Source organism: Campylobacter peloridis LMG 23910 (assembly GCF_000816785.1).
In the GTDB taxonomy this organism is placed as follows: Bacteria; Campylobacterota; Campylobacteria; order Campylobacterales; family Campylobacteraceae; genus Campylobacter_D; species Campylobacter_D peloridis.
Genome location: NZ_CP007766.1, coordinates 1,424,345 through 1,441,807, shown reverse-complemented (window position 1 = coordinate 1,441,807; position 17,463 = coordinate 1,424,345). Strand labels below are relative to the sequence as shown.

13 protein-coding genes are annotated in these 17,463 nt (G+C 27.2%); 6 read left to right on the top strand and 7 right to left on the bottom strand.

Annotated elements, in window-relative coordinates; all coding sequences use genetic code 11:
• Positions 1-9: 9 nt before the first annotated feature.
• Together selB and selA are read right to left on the bottom strand one after the other, a co-directional pair.
• Entirely contained in the window at positions 10-1,815 is a 1,806-nt protein-coding gene (gene selB, locus CPEL_RS07020; RefSeq protein WP_044599216.1) for a selenocysteine-specific translation elongation factor, read from the bottom strand.
• Complete coding sequence (gene selA, locus CPEL_RS07015) at positions 1,808-3,139, bottom strand: L-seryl-tRNA(Sec) selenium transferase (RefSeq protein WP_044599215.1); 1,332 nt, start codon at positions 3,137-3,139, stop codon at positions 1,808-1,810. Before selA ends, selB begins: the two co-directional genes overlap by 8 nt.
• Positions 3,140-3,227: 88 nt before the next feature.
• Here selA and CPEL_RS07010 point away from each other — a divergent pair, with 88 nt between their 5' ends.
• The gene (locus CPEL_RS07010) at positions 3,228-4,880 is read left to right on the top strand and encodes a 4Fe-4S binding protein (protein ID WP_044599214.1); all 1,653 of its coding nucleotides are present in this window, start codon (positions 3,228-3,230) and stop codon (positions 4,878-4,880) included.
• 11 nt (positions 4,881-4,891) lie between these two features.
• On the opposite strand, the gene CPEL_RS07005 is transcribed toward CPEL_RS07010, so the two are convergent.
• The 4 genes from CPEL_RS07005 to modA form a co-directional block, all read right to left on the bottom strand.
• On the bottom strand, positions 4,892-5,206 hold the full coding sequence (locus CPEL_RS07005; RefSeq protein WP_044599213.1) for a DMT family transporter: 315 nt from the start codon (positions 5,204-5,206) through the stop codon (positions 4,892-4,894).
• Positions 5,207-5,397: 191 nt separating this feature from the next.
• Positions 5,398-6,255 (bottom strand): ATP-binding cassette domain-containing protein, encoded by an 858-nt coding sequence (locus tag CPEL_RS07000; RefSeq protein ID WP_044599212.1) that lies wholly within the window; start codon positions 6,253-6,255, stop codon positions 5,398-5,400.
• A complete protein-coding gene (locus CPEL_RS06995; RefSeq protein ID WP_044599211.1) occupies positions 6,249-6,638 on the bottom strand; it encodes a hypothetical protein in 390 nt (129 codons plus the stop codon). Before CPEL_RS06995 ends, CPEL_RS07000 begins: the two co-directional genes overlap by 7 nt.
• Entirely contained in the window at positions 6,635-7,390 is a 756-nt protein-coding gene (gene modA, locus CPEL_RS06990; RefSeq protein WP_044599210.1) for a molybdate ABC transporter substrate-binding protein, read from the bottom strand. Before modA ends, CPEL_RS06995 begins: the two co-directional genes overlap by 4 nt.
• A 215-nt stretch (positions 7,391-7,605) precedes the next feature.
• On the opposite strand from modA, the gene CPEL_RS06985 reads away from it, so the two are divergent.
• Genes CPEL_RS06985 through CPEL_RS06975 form a run of 3 tightly spaced genes read left to right on the top strand, consistent with a single transcriptional unit; the run spans position 7,606 to position 11,335 of the window.
• On the top strand, positions 7,606-8,289 hold the full coding sequence (locus CPEL_RS06985; RefSeq protein ID WP_049984602.1) for an MlaA family lipoprotein: 684 nt from the start codon (positions 7,606-7,608) through the stop codon (positions 8,287-8,289).
• A gap of 11 nt (positions 8,290-8,300) precedes the next feature.
• A complete protein-coding gene (locus tag CPEL_RS06980; protein ID WP_044599585.1) occupies positions 8,301-8,870 on the top strand; it encodes a transporter, toluene tolerance family in 570 nt (189 codons plus the stop codon).
• A complete protein-coding gene (locus tag CPEL_RS06975; RefSeq protein ID WP_044599209.1) occupies positions 8,870-11,335 on the top strand; it encodes an efflux RND transporter permease subunit in 2,466 nt (821 codons plus the stop codon). The genes CPEL_RS06980 and CPEL_RS06975 overlap by 1 nt, the downstream gene beginning before the upstream one ends.
• A gap of 21 nt (positions 11,336-11,356) precedes the next feature.
• On the opposite strand, the gene rdgB is transcribed toward CPEL_RS06975, so the two are convergent.
• Positions 11,357-11,977 (bottom strand): RdgB/HAM1 family non-canonical purine NTP pyrophosphatase, encoded by a 621-nt coding sequence (rdgB, locus tag CPEL_RS06970; RefSeq protein ID WP_044599208.1) that lies wholly within the window; start codon positions 11,975-11,977, stop codon positions 11,357-11,359.
• A gap of 78 nt (positions 11,978-12,055) precedes the next feature.
• On the opposite strand from rdgB, the gene CPEL_RS06965 reads away from it, so the two are divergent.
• Both CPEL_RS06965 and CPEL_RS08800 read left to right on the top strand, forming a co-directional pair.
• Positions 12,056-13,351 carry an MFS transporter gene (locus CPEL_RS06965; protein ID WP_044599207.1) on the top strand — a complete coding sequence of 432 codons (1,296 nt, stop codon included), beginning with the start codon at positions 12,056-12,058 and terminating at the stop codon, positions 13,349-13,351.
• A 74-nt stretch (positions 13,352-13,425) separates the two neighbouring features.
• On the top strand, positions 13,426-17,430 hold the full coding sequence (locus CPEL_RS08800; protein ID WP_049984601.1) for a two-partner secretion domain-containing protein: 4,005 nt from the start codon (positions 13,426-13,428) through the stop codon (positions 17,428-17,430).
• Positions 17,431-17,463: the final 33 nt, after the last annotated feature.

Sequence of the window (17,463 nt, the reverse complement as noted above, 5' to 3'; positions counted from 1 at the left end):
TTTTAATGTTTAATCTTTAAGCATTCTTTTTTCTTCTATTTTTGTTACTTGAGGGTAGTTTTTATCAAGGTATTCTAAATAAGCAATAGCATATTTTCTTGAAATTTGAAAATGATTTTTTACAAAAGCCACATCTAAATGATGATTTTGCAAAAGTTTTAAAAATTCTTGCATGAGATTTTCAAGAGCATTTTTTTCTATAAAAAGATTATGTGCTAATCTTTTTACTTTATTTTCTTTAGTGAGTTTTTTTAAAATCAAATCTCCATTTTTTCTATCAAGTTCTAAATGTTCATAAAGATTATAAGGTGCAGTCGGTTTTATACCTTCTTTTTTTAAAATTTCATATAACTTACAATGAGCCTTTTCTTGTAATTTTTCATAATTTTGCCCTTTTAAAAACCATATGCCATCTTTAAAATCTAATTTTTCTTGCATTTGTTTGAATGTATAAGCACAAAAGCTCTCACTTGCCCAAGAAAGTCTTAAGACTATAGAATGAGGCGAGATTAAAGCATAAGGATTTTTAGAGAAAATAAAATCAATAAATTCTTTTAATATTTGCATAGCTTTTAAATCATATACATTTAAAGCTTGCTCATCGACAAAGACATTATTTAAATTTTTAGCTAAATTTAAAGCTTGCTCATGATTGAGTTTAAAGCGTTGATAGCTTGAAAGCAAACCAAAACCAAGTTTGTGAGTTTGTTTTAAAAATTCAAATACATTTTTAAAATCTTTTTGCTCTAAAAGTGCTAAGTATTTAGCTTTTAAATCCTTTTTTAAAGGCTCACTCACTGCGTTTAATACCACTCCACCACTTTTAACACGCCCGTTTTCAAGCAAGATAAATTTATCATCAAAACACAAAGCTAAAGCATTTTCAAATTCTAAATTTATATAAGTTTTATCGCTAAATTCTTTAATAATGCTAACTTTTGCATTAAGTTTTTTTGAGCCACTGCAAAATTCTAAAATACTTCCGTGTTTAATTTCTGTGGTAAAAACGACACTATCAATGCTTTTAAAGCTTTTAAAAATTCCTTTTTTAGTGAGAATAAAGCCCTTTTTTAGCTCATGATAGTCACAATTTAAACTCAAAGCAACTCTATTGTAAGCTTTTGCTTCTAAGGCATTTTCTTCATGAATTTGTATATTTTTTACAATAAGCTCTTTTTGATTTTCAAGACAAAAGATTTTTTCATTTTTACTAATCTTGCCTTCATTTAAGCTTCCAGTTACAATGGTGCCTATACCCTTGAGTGAAAAAACTCTATCTATATAGTATCTAAAAATTAAATTTTCATCATTTTCTTTGGGCTTTAAACTAAGTAAGTATTTTTTTAAATTCACTATACTTTGTTCGTCATAAATGCTAGTTGAAAAAACTTTTAAGATATTGATTTTAAATGTTTTTAATTCTTTTAAAAGTTTTTCTTGTTTTTGTGCTAAATCTTTACATAAATCAACCTTACTTAAAACAAGCACTACATCTTTTACGCCTAAAAATTCTAAAACTCTTAAATGTTCTATGCTTTGAGCCTTTAAACCCTCATTTATATCTATAACAAACATACATACTCTAAAGCCAAAAGCACCGCTTATCATAGTTTTGATTAAACTTTCATGTCCAGGTACATCAATAAAAGCAATGTTTAATTTTTCACTTTTTAAGTTTGAAAAGCTAAGATTAATCGTAATGCCTTTTTCTTGCTCTTCTTTTAAATCATCACCTTCAAAGCCATTTATAGCTTTAATAAGCGAAGTTTTTCCATGATCAATATGCCCAGCAGTGCCTATGATAATACTATGCATGAAATACCTCTTTAATAATACTTATCATTTTGTTTAAATCTTTTTCCAAAATGCTTCTAAAATCTAGCACAAAATGCTCATTTTCAACGCGTCCAATCACACCTTTTTTTCTAAATTTTTCTTGTAAAATCAAAGCTTTTTCATCAAAACTTAGCACAAAAGTATCCAAGCTTTTATCAGGCATAGAACCACCACCTACTAAACTTTTTGAAGATTTTAACTCACATTTTATAGGAATATTTTCTTTAACAAAGAGTGCTTTTTTTTCTATGGTTTTTAAATCATCATTTAAAAGTTTTAATGTGGGAATTTTTTCATACTCTTTTTCTAGGTAAGCTTTAGTGGTTTCATTTAAAAAAGCAAGAGTAATTTTATCAACTCTTAACATTCTTAAGAGTTGATTTTTCTTTAGTTGTTGAATGTATTTTTTCTTTCCAAGTATAATGCCTGCTTGAGTAGATCCAAAAAGTTTATCTCCACTAAAACTTAAAATATCACAATGTTTTAAAAGTTCTTTTACACTTGGCTCGTTTTTGCTAAGTTGTTTGTTAATTTTTTCACACCAACCAGAACCTAAATCATAATAAGATATGAGTTTTTTCTTTTTTGCTAAAGTATAAATTTCTTTTAAATTAACCTCTTCAAAAAAACCTTTAAAAGCAAAATTAGAACGATGTGTTTTTAAAATCATCTTAGTATTTTCATTGATAGCATTTTCATAATCATACAAATGTGTTTTGTTGGTTGTGCCTATCTCTTTTAAATTTACTCCAGCAGCAAGCATTACTTCAGGTATTCTAAAATTTCCTCCAATTTCTACTAATTCACTTCTTGAAGTAATAACTTCATTATTTTTTGCTAAGGTGTTTAAGATTAAAAATACAGCTGAGGCGTTGTTATTAACAACCAAACAATCCTCACAATCAAATAAAATTTTTAAATTCGCACTTAATGCATCATACCTTGAGCCTCTTTTGCCAGTTTGCATGTTAAATTCTAAATTAGAATAAGAACAAATGATTTCTTTAGTTCTTTCAAAAATACTCTCATCAATAATGCTACGACCAAGGTTTGTATGTATGATAACTCCACTAGCATTAATTAAACTTTGACTTTGTGAGTTTAAAAAATCATCAATGTTTTGGATAATTTTTGCAAGTAAATCTTGTAAGGTAAAATTCAAATTGGTATTTTTACTAAGCTCTTTTTTACAATTTGAAACAACTATTTTTGCAAAATATGCTCTTAAATATAAAGGATATTTAACTAAGTTTTTATCATTTATAAGTGTATTTATGGGTGGAAAATTTCTAAATTTGTTCATCTTAAACCTTAAGAAAAAATTATAAAATTATAACTTTTTTATAATGAAATTTATATAATAATTAAAATAAAAATAAAAGAGAGCATTGATGAAAGATTTTGTATTTTTAGAAAATGAAGATTTAATCCCTTTAAGTGATGATATTAGTATAGTTCAAAAGGCCTGTGATGAAGAAGTTTTTATAGGAAATTCAAAGCTTTTAAATCCTGAAATTTATGCACCTGAAATTAATTTTTATTTAAAAAATTCCCAAGATGATGTGCTTAAAAAATCAAAAACTATTGATTCTTTTTATACCATAAGAGCAAAGGTTTATGATTTAGGGCTTGATTTAGAATACACCAAAGAAGTGGGTAAAAATGTAATCATTGTGAGTGATGAGGAACAAAATGAGCTAATAGAAAATTTAAAAAAACAAGAATACAAGGTTTTAAAATTAAACAATGAGCAATGCTTGGGTGTTTTAGGCTGTGTGGGCGAGCTTTGTGTGATAGCATTAAAAGACAATGAGCAAGTAGAAATTGATTGTGATTTTTTCTTATATGATGTAAAAAAAGAAAGTTTTAATCAACAAAGTGGTTGTTATGATTTAACTACTTTAAGTCAAGATGAACTTATAAAGCTTTTAAATTCTAATTCTCCAAAATATAAATTTAAAAATTATATTAGTTATGATGATAGCATTTGTCAATACCATGAAAGAAGAAGTGTTCATTGTGGAAAATGTGCTGAAATTTGTCCTAGTGTGGCTATTTTAAAAGACGATGAACAAAAAAGATTAGAATTTTCTCATGTAGATTGTGTAAATTGCGGAGATTGTGTAAGTATTTGTCCTAGTGGGGCACTTGATTATGCTCCTATGCCACGCAATAGCTTTTATGAAATTTTAAAATTTTATGAAGATAAAATCATTTTAATCATTCCTGAAACTATGTCTATAGAAAATTTAAATATAACTTTAAAAGAAAATGTAATGCCTTTTATGATTAAAAGTGAAAATTATCTTGATCAAACGCATTTTTTAGCCATGCTTCAAACAAGTGGTGCAAATGTGATTTTTTATACTAAAAGTTTATCAAAAGGGATTTTAGAAGTTATTGATTTGATAAATGAAATTTTTCAAAGAAAATTTAAACAAAATGCAATTTTTTGGGCAAAAAATGAAGATGAGCTTTTAAATGCTATAAATAATGCAAAATTTATTGAAAATCTTAAATTTATTTCTTATAATCCTTCCCTTTTGAAAAGAGAGGATTTTGCTATAAGATTAAGAGAGCTTATAAAAGAAGAAAATTTAGGCAATATCCCAAGTAAAGAATGGATTCGTTATGGAAAAATCACTATCAATACAGACACATGTACTTTATGTCTTTCTTGTGTTGGTGCTTGTAATGTCGGAGCTTTAGTAGCTGATACTAAGGATAATTCTTTGAAATTTAATGCAAGTTTATGCACTACTTGTGGGTATTGTGAAGCAAGTTGTGCTGAAAAAGATACTTTGGTGCTTCAAAGAAGTGGGATAGATTTAGAAAAAGATTATTTTTCTTTTATGATTTTAGCTCAAGATGAACTTTTTGCCTGCATAGAGTGTGGGAAAGAATTTGCAACTAAAAAGGCTATTGAAAAAATAGCCAATATAATGAAACCTAAATTTATGGGTGATAAAAATAAAATAAAAACACTATATTGCTGTGCTGAATGTAAAGCAAAAGTAATGATACAAAGTATGAATGTGCTTTAAGCCAAAAAGGCTTAAGCACTAAGTTTTAATCCTACCACTCCTGTGATGATTAAAATGATAAAAATGATTTTATTGATAGTAATTGCTTCTTTAAAGATTAAAAATCCTACTATGCTAACTAATGCCAAGCCACATCCTGCCCAAGTTGCATAAGCTATACTTAAGTCAATTTTTTTCAAAGCATAAAATAAACCTGCTAAAGAAAATGAAAAAAACACCGCAAAAACGATTAAATAAAGATTATTTTTGCTAATGCTTGCATACTTCATAGAACTTGTTGCAATTACTTCAAAAACTATGCTAATTGCTAAAACCAACCAATGCATTTTATATCCTTTGCTAATAATTTTTAAAATGAAATTAAAAAAGGATAAAAGGAGGTGCAGTAGGGGCTATAAAATAACCACAAGATAATCTTATCTTCCATTTTGTCCATAAGCTAGTATAAAATTTTAAGATAAAAAATCCATAAGTCATTTATCGCCTTAAAGAAAATAATTCTTGTATTTTAACACATTTATGATAATTTATTTAAATTTAAACTAAATGCTTTTTGACTTAAGATTACTTCATCGTTTTCTTTAAATTTATATGCCTCTAAAGGACTTAAAGCTACTTGGGTGATTTGTGAACCTATGCTTAATATAGCTATGATTATGCTATCTTGTTTTTGTAGTTTTAAGATGCGTGCTTTAATGGCAAATTTTTGTGAGCCCTGTGTTTTTAAAAAGATTTCATTTGGTGTGCCTTGTTTGATTAAATTCCCATTTTCTAATACTATGATTTTATCGGCTAATTTATAAACTTCACTAACATCATGGCTAATTAAAATAGTTGTGATTTTATAGGTTTTATGTATATTTAAAAGGTATTCTTGAAGATGTAGTTTTATTTCATTATCTAGGGCACTAAATGGCTCATCTAAAAGTAGAAGTTTTGGTTTTCGCATAAGGGTTCTTGCTAAGGCTACGCGTTGCTTTTGTCCCCCGCTTAATTCTAAAATATGACTTTTTTTGTATTTACTTAAATTTAAAAGCTCTAAAAGCTCATTTGCAAAATAAATATCATTTTTAGCATAAAGCAAATTTTGCTCTACGCTCATATTTTCAAACAAAGCATAATCTTGAAAAACAAAGCCGATATTTCGTTTTTGAACACTTAAAAATTTATTTTTATCAAAAAAAATTGTATCATTGAAAGTGCAAATTCCTTGTGCTTTTTCAAATCCTGCTATTATTCTTAAAAGTGTAGTTTTACCGCTACCGCTTTTACCAAAAATAGCAAAAAATTCACCTTCATTAACTTCAAATTTGACTTTGAGTTTAAATTCTTTTTCCTTATCTTTGAAAATTTTTTCACAATCAATTTTTAGCATAAATACTCTTTAATAAACAAAGCATTGGGGTTAATATAAGCAAATATATAATCGTTTATTTTGTATTGTTGCTCTAAAAATTCAAAAGTGCTAATTTGGGCTTCAAAAACACAAATTTCACTTTCTAATCTTATTATAGTGATGATTTTTCCTTGAAAGATATCTATAATTTTTGCATAAATACTATTTAAAAATGAATTATTTAAACTTTTTCTACTTAATAAACATTCACTACTTTTAAAAGCTAAAACAACCTCTTGATTTACGCATGCTTTTTCATCAAGTTCTAAAGCAAGCATGAAAAATTTATGGTTTTGGTTGTGAAATTCTATCCAATTAATATTTTCATGCGTATTTATCTTGCTGATTTTTGCTTTAATCATGGTGTATTATAACCATAAGCTTTAAAAATTTCTTTTGCTTTAGGACTTAAAATAAAATCATAAAATTTTTTAGCTTTAGCATTATCTTTTCCATGAGAAGTTATGATAATTCCTTGATTGATAGGTTCGTAAAGATTTGGATCTATTAAAATATAATTTTTCCCTTTTTCAAGATTGTATTTTTTTAACCCATCTTCATATAACGCACTTGCTGCTATAAATCCTACATCTGCAGCTTTTAATGTTTGAGTAAGAGCTTCTCCTATGGATTTTGCTTCTATGATTTTTTCTTTTACTTGATTGTAAATTTTAGCATTTTGTAGGGTTTGTATACTAGCTTGGCCATAGGGAGCTGCTTTTGGGTTTGCTATAGTGATAATTTTAACTTTTGTATCTTTTAAAGCATCTAAACCATTTTTTAAATTTATAGTTTGAGTTCTTATGCTAAGCAAAGCTAAAGCACCTTGTGCGTATATTACAGGCTTAGTGCTAGCGTAATTTTCATCATATAAATTTTGTGCAAATTTCATATTTGCAGCCATAAAAATATCAAATGGAGCACCATTTTTAATCTGTGAAACTAAATTTCCACTTGCACCTAAGCTTACATTGATACTAATATCTGGATTTTCTTTTTGAAATTCCTTCTGTAAAGCTTTAAAAGCATAAGCTACATTAGCAGCTGCGGCTATATTTACATCAGCACCATAGCCAAAAATACATAAAAATAACAAGATTAAAATTTTTTTCATTTTCATCCTTTGTGTAGTTAGTTCGAAAAATTATAGCTTATTTTTTTGCTAAAAATATTTTTTCATTTTTTTGCATATTTTCTAAAGCTTTTATCAACTTAAATCAAAAAAATTATAATTTTTTTTCATCATATTTTGAACTTATAAAATATATATAATTGTTTTTGATTTTATTGTATAATTTTTGATTTTATTGCAAATTTTAAGGTGATTAATTGTTGAAATATTTTATATGTATAGCATTATTTTTTAATGTTTTATTTGCTGTGAATGAGTTAGATTTTGAGCAAGAATTCCAACAAAAAGAAATACAAGATAGCTTTTATACTTATAATAAAGCTATGAGTAAATTTAACTATGATTTATATACTTATTTTTTAAGACCTATAGTAATTTCATATAAGAGTATTACTCCAAGTTTTGTAAGAAGTGGGATTAAAAATGTATTTGACACTACAAGATCACCTGCTAGAATACTCAATCATCTTCTAACTTTTGAATTTAAAAAGGCAGGTGAAGAATTTGGAAGATTTTGTATTAATGTGATTTTTGGTTTTGGCTTATTAGATAGTGCTAGCAAAACTCATTTAAAAAGTTATGAAGCTGATTTTGGAACAACTTTGGGTAAATGGGGAGTAGGTAGTGGTTCGCATTTAGTATTGCCATTTTTAGGACCATCTAATATAAGAGACACTTTAGCTTTACCAGTGAATTGGTTTATGGTGCCTGAAGGTTATATTGAAAATTTTTGGCTTGGAGCAAGCATAAATGTGGCTTTAAAAGTCAATGATTTAAGTTTTGAATATGAAAAATTAGATGATATTTACCAAAATAGTGTAGATTATTATACTTTTATACGCGATGCTTACGAGCAAAGACGATGGGATTTGATCAAATAAAAGGAGAAAATATGCGTAAAATTTTAGTGTTATTATTTAGTGTTTCTTTTATTTTTGCATTAAATTTACAAGATATTTCTAAAACTATGCAAGAAAAAATCGATGAAAGCTTGAAAATTTTAGATCAAAACAAAAACGACAAAAATCAAGCAGCAAATAAAATTTTTGCACTTTTTGATGGTATTTTTGATTATGAACTTATGGCAAAACTTAGCCTTTCTACAAGATATGAAAAATTAAATACTGAAGAAAAAATGCAATTTAATAAAGCATTTGAAGATAATCTTAAAAAAAGTTTTACCAATAAACTTTCTTTATATGATTCTCAAAAATTAAAAGTGCTTAATTTAGAAGAAAAAAACAAAAGAGCATTTTTAAAAACCTCTATGTTAGTAGATGGCAAGGAAAATTATGTGATTTTTAAATTTTATGATAAAAACAATGATTGGCAAATTTATGATGTAGATATTTTTGGTATAAGCATTATACAAACTTATCGCTCGCAATTTAAAGATATTTTACAAAATGCGGATTTTAAAACTTTATTAGACAAACTTTCTAGTGTTGATTTTTCTAAATAATGCTAAGTAAAATCTTAAAAATTTTTCTTAATTCTCCAAAGCGAACTTTGGGGATAACTTTGATTTTTTGTTTATTTTTTAGTTTTTTTGCTAAAAATTTAAGTGTTGATGCAAGCGCTGAAAGTTTGCTTTTAGAGCATGATGAGAATTTGAAAACTTATAGAGAAATTGCAGCACGCTATGGCAGTGATAATTTTTTAATGCTAGCATTTACACCTAAAAATTCAGATATTTTTACTGCTGAGAATTTGAAGATTATTAAAAATCTTGGAGATGAGATTTCTAAAATTGACGGGGTGGATAAAATTTTTTCCATTGCTAATGCACCCTTGCTTGCAAGCTCAAAAAATAAAGATTTAAAAGAAATTATAAAAAATATACCTAATATTTTTAGTCAAGGAATTGACATTAACTTAGCTAAAAAAGAAATTTTAAATCATCCATTTTATAAAAATAATATCATTTCAAAAGATGGCACAACGGCAGGAATTTTGATTTATCTTGCACCTGATAAAATTTACAATAAACTTATTCAATCACGCGATGAAGCAAAAGATGAGAAAACAAAAGAACATTTTAGAAAATTGATTAAAAATCATCAAGAACAAGCAAGAATTTATAGCGAACAAAGGTTAAAGCATATTAACGAAGTGGTATCAAAATATACTAGCGATAATAACTTTTTACACCTTGGCGGGGTTGAAATGATCGCTAATGATATGATTTCTTATGTAAAAAGTGATTTAAAAATTTATGGTTTAAGCTTAATAGGACTTTTGTTTATAGCACTTTGGTGGTTTTTTGGTTCTTTGTATTTTGTGTTTTTAGCTTTAGGAATTTGTATAATCTCACTTTTTACTTCTAGTGGAATTTTCGCCCTTTTGGGTTTTGATATAACTATAGTTTCATCTAATTATGTAGCTTTGGTTTTAATCATCACCGTTTCTGTGGTGATTCATTTGATTGTGCATTTTATAGAAAATTTACACAAGCATCCAAAAACTAGTATTTATAAATTATTACTTTCAACTTTGCTAAATAAAGCAAATCCAAGTTTTTTTGCGATTTTAACCACTATAGTTGGATTTTTAAGTTTTGTTTTTTCTGATATTGAGCCTATTATAAAACTGGGTATTATGATGAGTCTTGGAATTAGTATAAGTTTGATTTTAGCTTATATATATTTTGCTTGTATTGTAGTTTTATTACCAAGACCAAAAGTAAAAGAGCTTGATAAAAATTCCATTAAATTTTTAGCATTTTGTGCCAATGCAAGTTTAAAACATAGAAAAATTATTTATAGCATTAGTATAGCTTGTGTATTTTTTGCTATATATGGAATTTTGCAAATTAAGGTTGAAAATAGCTTTGTAAGTTATTTTAAAGATGATTCTAGGATAAAACAAGGACTTTTGGTTATAGATAAAGAATTAGGCGGAACTATGCCTTTGGATGTGATTGTTAAATTTAAAAAAAGCCCTGAGCAAAAAAATATCAACGATGATTTTGAGCAAGAATTTGAAAATTTAGCACAAGATGATAGGTATTTTTTTAGTAGTGAAAAAACAAGAATTGCTACTAAGGTTCATGAATTTTTAAGCAAGCAAAAATATGTCGGTTCGGTGCTTAGTTTGCAAAGCTTACTTGAACTAGGTAAAAGTATAAATGATGGCAAAGATTTAGATGATTTTGCTTTGGCATTTTTATATGAAAATTTAGATGAAAATTTTAAAAGTCAAGTTTTAAATCCTTATGTAAATATACAAAATGATGAGCTAAGATTTAGTTTGCGTATGTTAGATAGCGACCCAAATTTAAGACGCGATGCTTTTTTAAAACAACTTGAAAAAGACTTAAATGAGCTTTTAAAAAACGACAATGTAGAAGTGAAAATTAGTGGTATTATGCTCTTGTATAATAATATGCTTCAAAGCCTTTTTTCTTCACAATTTGATACTTTGGTTTTTGTAGTGCTTGTGATTTTTGCTTTGTTTGTGGTGATTTTTAGAAGTTTTATTTATGCTTTAATAGCTATTTTGGCAAATATTATTCCTTTGGCTTTGGTATTTGGTTTGATGGGAATTTTTAATATACCTTTGGATATTATGAGTATTACCATAGCTGCTATTTGTATAGGAATAGGCGTTGATGATATGATTCATTATATTCATCGTTTTAAAGAAGAATTAAAACACAAAGATTTAAAAGAAGCTATCAAAGATTCGCATTTAGGGATAGGTAGTGCGATTTATTATACTAGTGTTACTATTATTTTAGGTTTTTTAGTAATGGTAAGTAGTAATTTTATACCTACGATTTATTTTGGATTATTAACGGTTTTAGCTATGAGTTTGCTTTTATTTGGTTCGCTTTTTTTATTACCAAGTTTTATTATAAGTTATCATTATCTTAAGCAAAATTATAATAAAGCACCATCCAAATCACATAAAGTGCCAAAGCTATAAGGATGTATTTTATAAATTGTTTCATTGTTTTTCCGTTTTTTCTAAAATTCTTAATATATAAGTAGAATGTATTAATGCTTGTGAGCGGTGAGAAATTTTTAATTTTACTTGCTCATCTAACTCGCCTAAAGTTTTATCAAAACCTTTTGGTATAAATAAAGGATCATAACCAAATCCATTATTTCCTTTTGGTGTGTTTATTACTACTCCATGCATATACCCATGTGTGCTAAAATGCCCATACTTTGAACTTATAGCAATGGCTGCTGTGTAAAAAGCTTTACTTTGGTTGAGATTTTTTTCATTTAAAGCCTTAATGAGTTTTTCGTTGTTTGCTTTGTCTGTGCCTTCTTTAGAATACCTAGCAGAAAAAATCCCAGGTGCATTGTCTAAAGCTGCTACACTAATGCCACTATCATCACTTAAAACTATAAATTCATTTTGTTTTTCTTTTAAAGCATTAAAAACAGCTTTGGATTTTATCAAAGCATTTTCTTTAAAACTTTTACCATTTTCTATGATTTCAAATGGAGTGATAATCTCATTTAAAGCATAAATTTCATAATTTACTAAAAATTTTTTTATTTCTTTAATTTTGTGTGTATTAGAACTTGCTACAATTATCTTTAATTTTTTCTTCATAAAACACTCTTTTTGTATAGACTTTTAAAAAAAGTTTATCAAAATCATAGTAAAATTATCCTTTATAAGGAGAAAGTTATGTTAAAAACCGTTTTACCTTTATCTTTCATAGTAGGGACAAGATTTTTTGGATTATTTATAGTTTTGCCAGTTTTGAGTTTATACGCTTTAAATTTACAAGGTGCAAATGAATTTTTAGTTGGGCTTTTAGTGGGTGTATATGCTTTAACTCAAATGGCATTACAAGTTCCTTTTGGAATCATTTCAGACAAAATAGGGCGTAAAAAAACTATGCTTATAGGGCTTGTAGTTTTTATCATAGGTTCTATGGTGTGTTCTTATGCAAATGATATTTATACTATGATGTTTGGTAGGCTTTTACAAGGTGCAGGGGCTATTGGAGCAGTAGCTACTGCTATGATAAGTGATTTTATCAATGAAGAAAATCGTGGCAAAGCTATGGCTATTATGGGTTCTTTTATAGGAATTTCTTTTGCAGCTTCTTTAGTGCTTTCTCCATTAATGAGTGCTAAATTTGGGCTTTCAAGTTTGTTTGATTTAAGTGCTATTTTAAGCTTGCTTTGTATTTTGCTTTTATTTAGTGTAGTGCCAAAAGAACATACTATAGTGCATGAAAACACTAAAACTCCGCTAAAAAAACTTTTGAAAGAAAAAAATTTAGCCTTAATGAATCTTACTAATTGTATGCAAAAAATGCTCATGAGCATAGCATTTTTAAGCATTCCTTTGGTTTTAGTGCATGAGTTTGATTACCCAAGTGAAAATTTATGGCATGTGTATGTTAGCTCGATGGTTTTAGGTTTTTTAGCTATGGGGCTTTCAGGCTCTTTAGGAGAAAGAAGAGGGCTTAGTAAGGAAATTTTACTTTTGGGAGTGGTGTTTTTTATCGTTGCTTATGTGATATTTGCTTTCTCGCATAATGCCTTGGTTTTTATGATAGGTGTTGTTGTGTTTTTTGTAGGATTTAACTTACATGAGCCTATCATGCAAAGTTGTGCAAGTAAATTTGCTAAAGTAAATGAAAAAGGTGCAGCTTTGGGTGTTTTTAATGCTTTTGGTTATTTTGGTAGTTTTTTAGGTGGTGTTGTTGGAGGGTATTTTTTACATCATTTTAGTTTAGTTTCGCTTGCTTTTGTTTTAGTAGCTATGTCTGCGGTGTGGTTTGTATTGCTTTTGTTTTTAAAAAGTCCAGCTGATTTTAAAAATGTGTATTTACCACTAGATACAAAACAAAATCTAAATACTATAAAATCCTTAGAAGGTGTATTAGATGTATATAAAAATTCCAAATTTTTAGTAGTAAAATACGATAAAAAATTAACTAACGAAGAAAATATTTATAAAATATTATAAATTCCATTAACTTAAGTATTTTTTTATAAATATAATATTAACATACATAAATTTTTTCAAACAAAGGATTTATTATGGCAGTATTTTCTCCACGGGGGGGGGGATCGAATAATTTTGATTTAACTCCTTCTAAAAAACTAACTAATCACATCTTACTTTCAAGTATAGTTGCTTCATTACTTTTTTCACCTGCATTTGCCTTACCAAGTGGTGGTAAATTTACTCATGGCACAAGTGGAACTATAAATGTTAGTGGTAATAATATGCATATAAATGGTAATAAAGTTAATTCTGTTATCCAATGGGGTGGTGGTTTTAATATAAATAAAGGTGAAAGTGTAAATTTTGGTGGTAATAGTAAAAACTACTTAAACATAGCTCATGGAACAAATAAATCTACCATAGCAGGTGTATTAAATGCAAAAGATAATAATGTATTTTTAATCAATCCTAATGGAGTAATCATTACTAAAACAGGTAATATCAATGCTAATCGCTTTGTAGCTTCTACTTCATCGATGAGTAGTGATGATATGTGGAAATTTGCAAATTTATCACAAGAACAAGCTGGAAGTTTTTCTCCTGTATTTAAAGCAAATAAACTTGGCAATGTAGTAAATATGGGTAATATCAATGCAAATGATGTATTGCTTATAGGCAATAAGGTTTTATTGCATGCAAGTGCAGGTAATGATAAAGGAAAATTATATTTAAACCAAGTTAATTCCAAAAATACACATTTAGTTGGAAATGAAGTATATGTTGATGTAGCTAATATAAACAAAAATAATAAATTAAATATCACAGCTAAAAATAAAGGTTCTATATATTTAAGTGCTACTGGGTATTATTATAACCCTGAAGCATTAAATATATTTTTAAAATATTCTACACCTTCATATGGGGGATATAAGCACAATGATAAGAACTTTAAAAAAGCACATTTTGTTTCTATAGCCAATACAGAAGATTGGTGGCATTTTGCTAAAGGTTGGAATGAAAATAAAAATGGTTTTAGAACTACTGCAAATGAATATAAATTAGTTTCTAATATAAATTTTGCTGATAAAAATTATGCAAATTATTGCATAGATGGACTTGGTTGTTCTTCCATGATAGTAGGTAATACCAAAGATAATGCCTTTACTAAAAATTTTGATGGACAAGGTTTTGTATTAAAAGGTATGTATATAGATACAGCAAATTTAACAAATAATGATTCTAAAAAACATTATGTTGGTATATTTGGTGCAACTAAAGAAGCAAGCTTTACAAATATTAATGTAGATTATAGTGGTGGTGGCATTAATGCTAAAAATGAATATGTTGGAGGATTTGCTGGTTATTTAGATGGCTTTGTAGATAGAGCTAGTTTAAAGAATTTAACTAGTTTGAAAAATGATGTCAAAGTTGTAGTTGATTCTGGATATATTACTACTTATGGAACAGGTGGCTTTGCTGGAGATGCTAATGGTATGTTTAGAAATATCACCTTAGAAAATATAAAGAATTTTGATGTGAAGCATAGTGCTATTGTTGATATACCAGGAGGTGTTTATTGGAAACACTATGCCTATGGAGTAGGTGGCTTTGCTGGTTCTATTTTTGGTTTTGTTGATGGAATTTCTTTAAAAAATGTAGAAAATTTAAGTATTAGAGAAAATGGATACGACTCGCTTAATGGATATGCTAGTGATTATTTTATCGGTTTAGGTGGTTTTGCTGGATATATAGCAAATGGAAATTTTTCAAATATATCTTTAAATAATATTAAAAATATAAATTTTAAAACCATTCAAAATGTTGATAATATTGCTTCTTCTTCAAACATAGGAGGCTTTGCAGGACGCATTGATGGTGGTAGTTTTGAAGATATAAATTTAAAAACCATACATGGTTTAACTTATTTTGAAGAAGACGATGGAAACAATAATTATAAAGATCTATTTTTGGGAGGCTTTGCTGGAGCAATATTTAATGGGGTATTTAATAAAATTGCATTAAATGATATAAAAAATCTAAATATGACTTTACATAATTCTTCCATAAAAGCTTCTTTGGGAGGCTTTGCTGGAAGTATCGACTTAGGAGATTATAGAAATATACTTCTTAATGATATTGGTAATATTAAAATTCAAGCAGATAGTCTTTCAACTTCTTCTACATCAGAGGGAAATTACTTTGGAGGCTTTGCTGGAAGTATAGGACAAACATATCTTAGTGAATTTAATCCTCCAAAATTTAATAATATTTCTTTAAAAAACATTAATAATATAAATTTAATTCAAACTAAATATGCTTCAGGTGGAGATTTAAGAATTGGAGGTTTTGCTGGATATATTAATGAGGGTAAATATGAAAATATATATTTAGATAATATTAATGGTATTAATGTAAATGGTAATGTTGATACTAGGATTGGAGGTTTTGCTGGAACGATTGATGTTAGCCATGGTAATGAGAATTTGTATAAAAATATTTATATGAATAATATAGGAAATATTACTACTAATAGCAGTAGAGCGAATATTGGAGGCTTTGTAGGACGCATCGGTTTGGGAGATGGAGGTGTAGGTGGAAAATTTGAAAATATAATATTAAAAAATATACATAGTATAAAATCTTCTAATGGAGATAGGGGTTTTTATGATCATGTAAACATAGCAGGATTTGTTGCTGATTTTAAGAGCAATTATTATGATGGTTATGGAAAAATAGAGTTTAATGATATTTTTATAGATGGTATAAATAACATTAGCTTTAAAAACCCTACTACGCAAAATTCAGCAATTTATGGTTTTGCTCCAAGTTATTATGATAGTGATAGAAGATTTAAATTTAATAATATTCATGTTTATTTTCATCCAAATACAACATTTACAAATAACAATGTTAAAATATACAAATTTAGTGATAAAATCACTGATAATATGTCTAACATTCACATCTATCATCATGAAAAAGATTTTAAAGATATCATGAGTAATATAAATACAAATAAATTTACTACTCATATATATGGTGATGATAATAAAGATAAAACCTACCAAGAGTTTAAAAGCAAATATAAATTTGTAGAACCAAACATAGAAAAACCAAATATCACAAATCCAGAACTACCTCAAAACTCAAACCAATCAATCCTTCCTAATCTAGATTTAATTCTTAATGAAAAACCTACCCTAGATAAAGATGATTTAATCTCTAATGCAGTATGGAATGATTATATTATTAAAGATATTGATAAGATTAAATATGTTATCAATATTAGATTATTAGATAAATTGCTAAAAGAATATAAAACTTTAGCCAATAAAACAGAAGATGAACAAGTTAAATTTATCACAGCTTATTTAGGTGTTAAAGAAAATGATGCTAGAGCTTTATTGCAAAGTTTAAGTTTTTTAAATACTTATAAAGATCATGATATAAATAAAGCTCAATTTGAAAATAATGCAAAAAAAGATTTTGAGCAATCCTTTAAAAAAGCAGATGATAAAATCAAAGACTTTAACAAAAACAAAAACTTATGGCATACTAAATTAGACAAACTAAATAAAGAAGTAGTTTCTTTGGGTTTAGATATAGAAAAACAATTAGAACAAAATCAAGCTAAACTTAAAAGATTTATAAAAGCTTATAATGATTTTTTAACCTTAATAGACAAAGGTATAAAAAATGAAAATGATCCTGCTTTTATAGCTATAAAAAATAATATAAAAGAACTAGACAAAGAAGCAAAACTACTTTATGCTAAATTATCTATACAAGAAAATAATCTTCAAATTTTTAAAGATAAAAACAATAACAATAAAGTTATAGTAATAGGAAAATTCAATACATCTTTAATAAATACCCCTAATGTAGACAAACCAACCCAAGGTGGTGGTATTGAAAATGATGATTATCAAAAACTATCACGCCAAATAGCTAGCTCACAAAAACAAACACCTACTTTTAAATACGAAGAAGAAGAAACCCAAGAAATAGAAGAAGCAGCTATTACTCAAAGAGCTAGAACTTGTATAGTAAGTGATAATTTTAAAACTATGAATCCTTGTGTGGTTGGAAGTTATTAAATACATACTCAGAAAGAAAAACTTTCTGAGTAT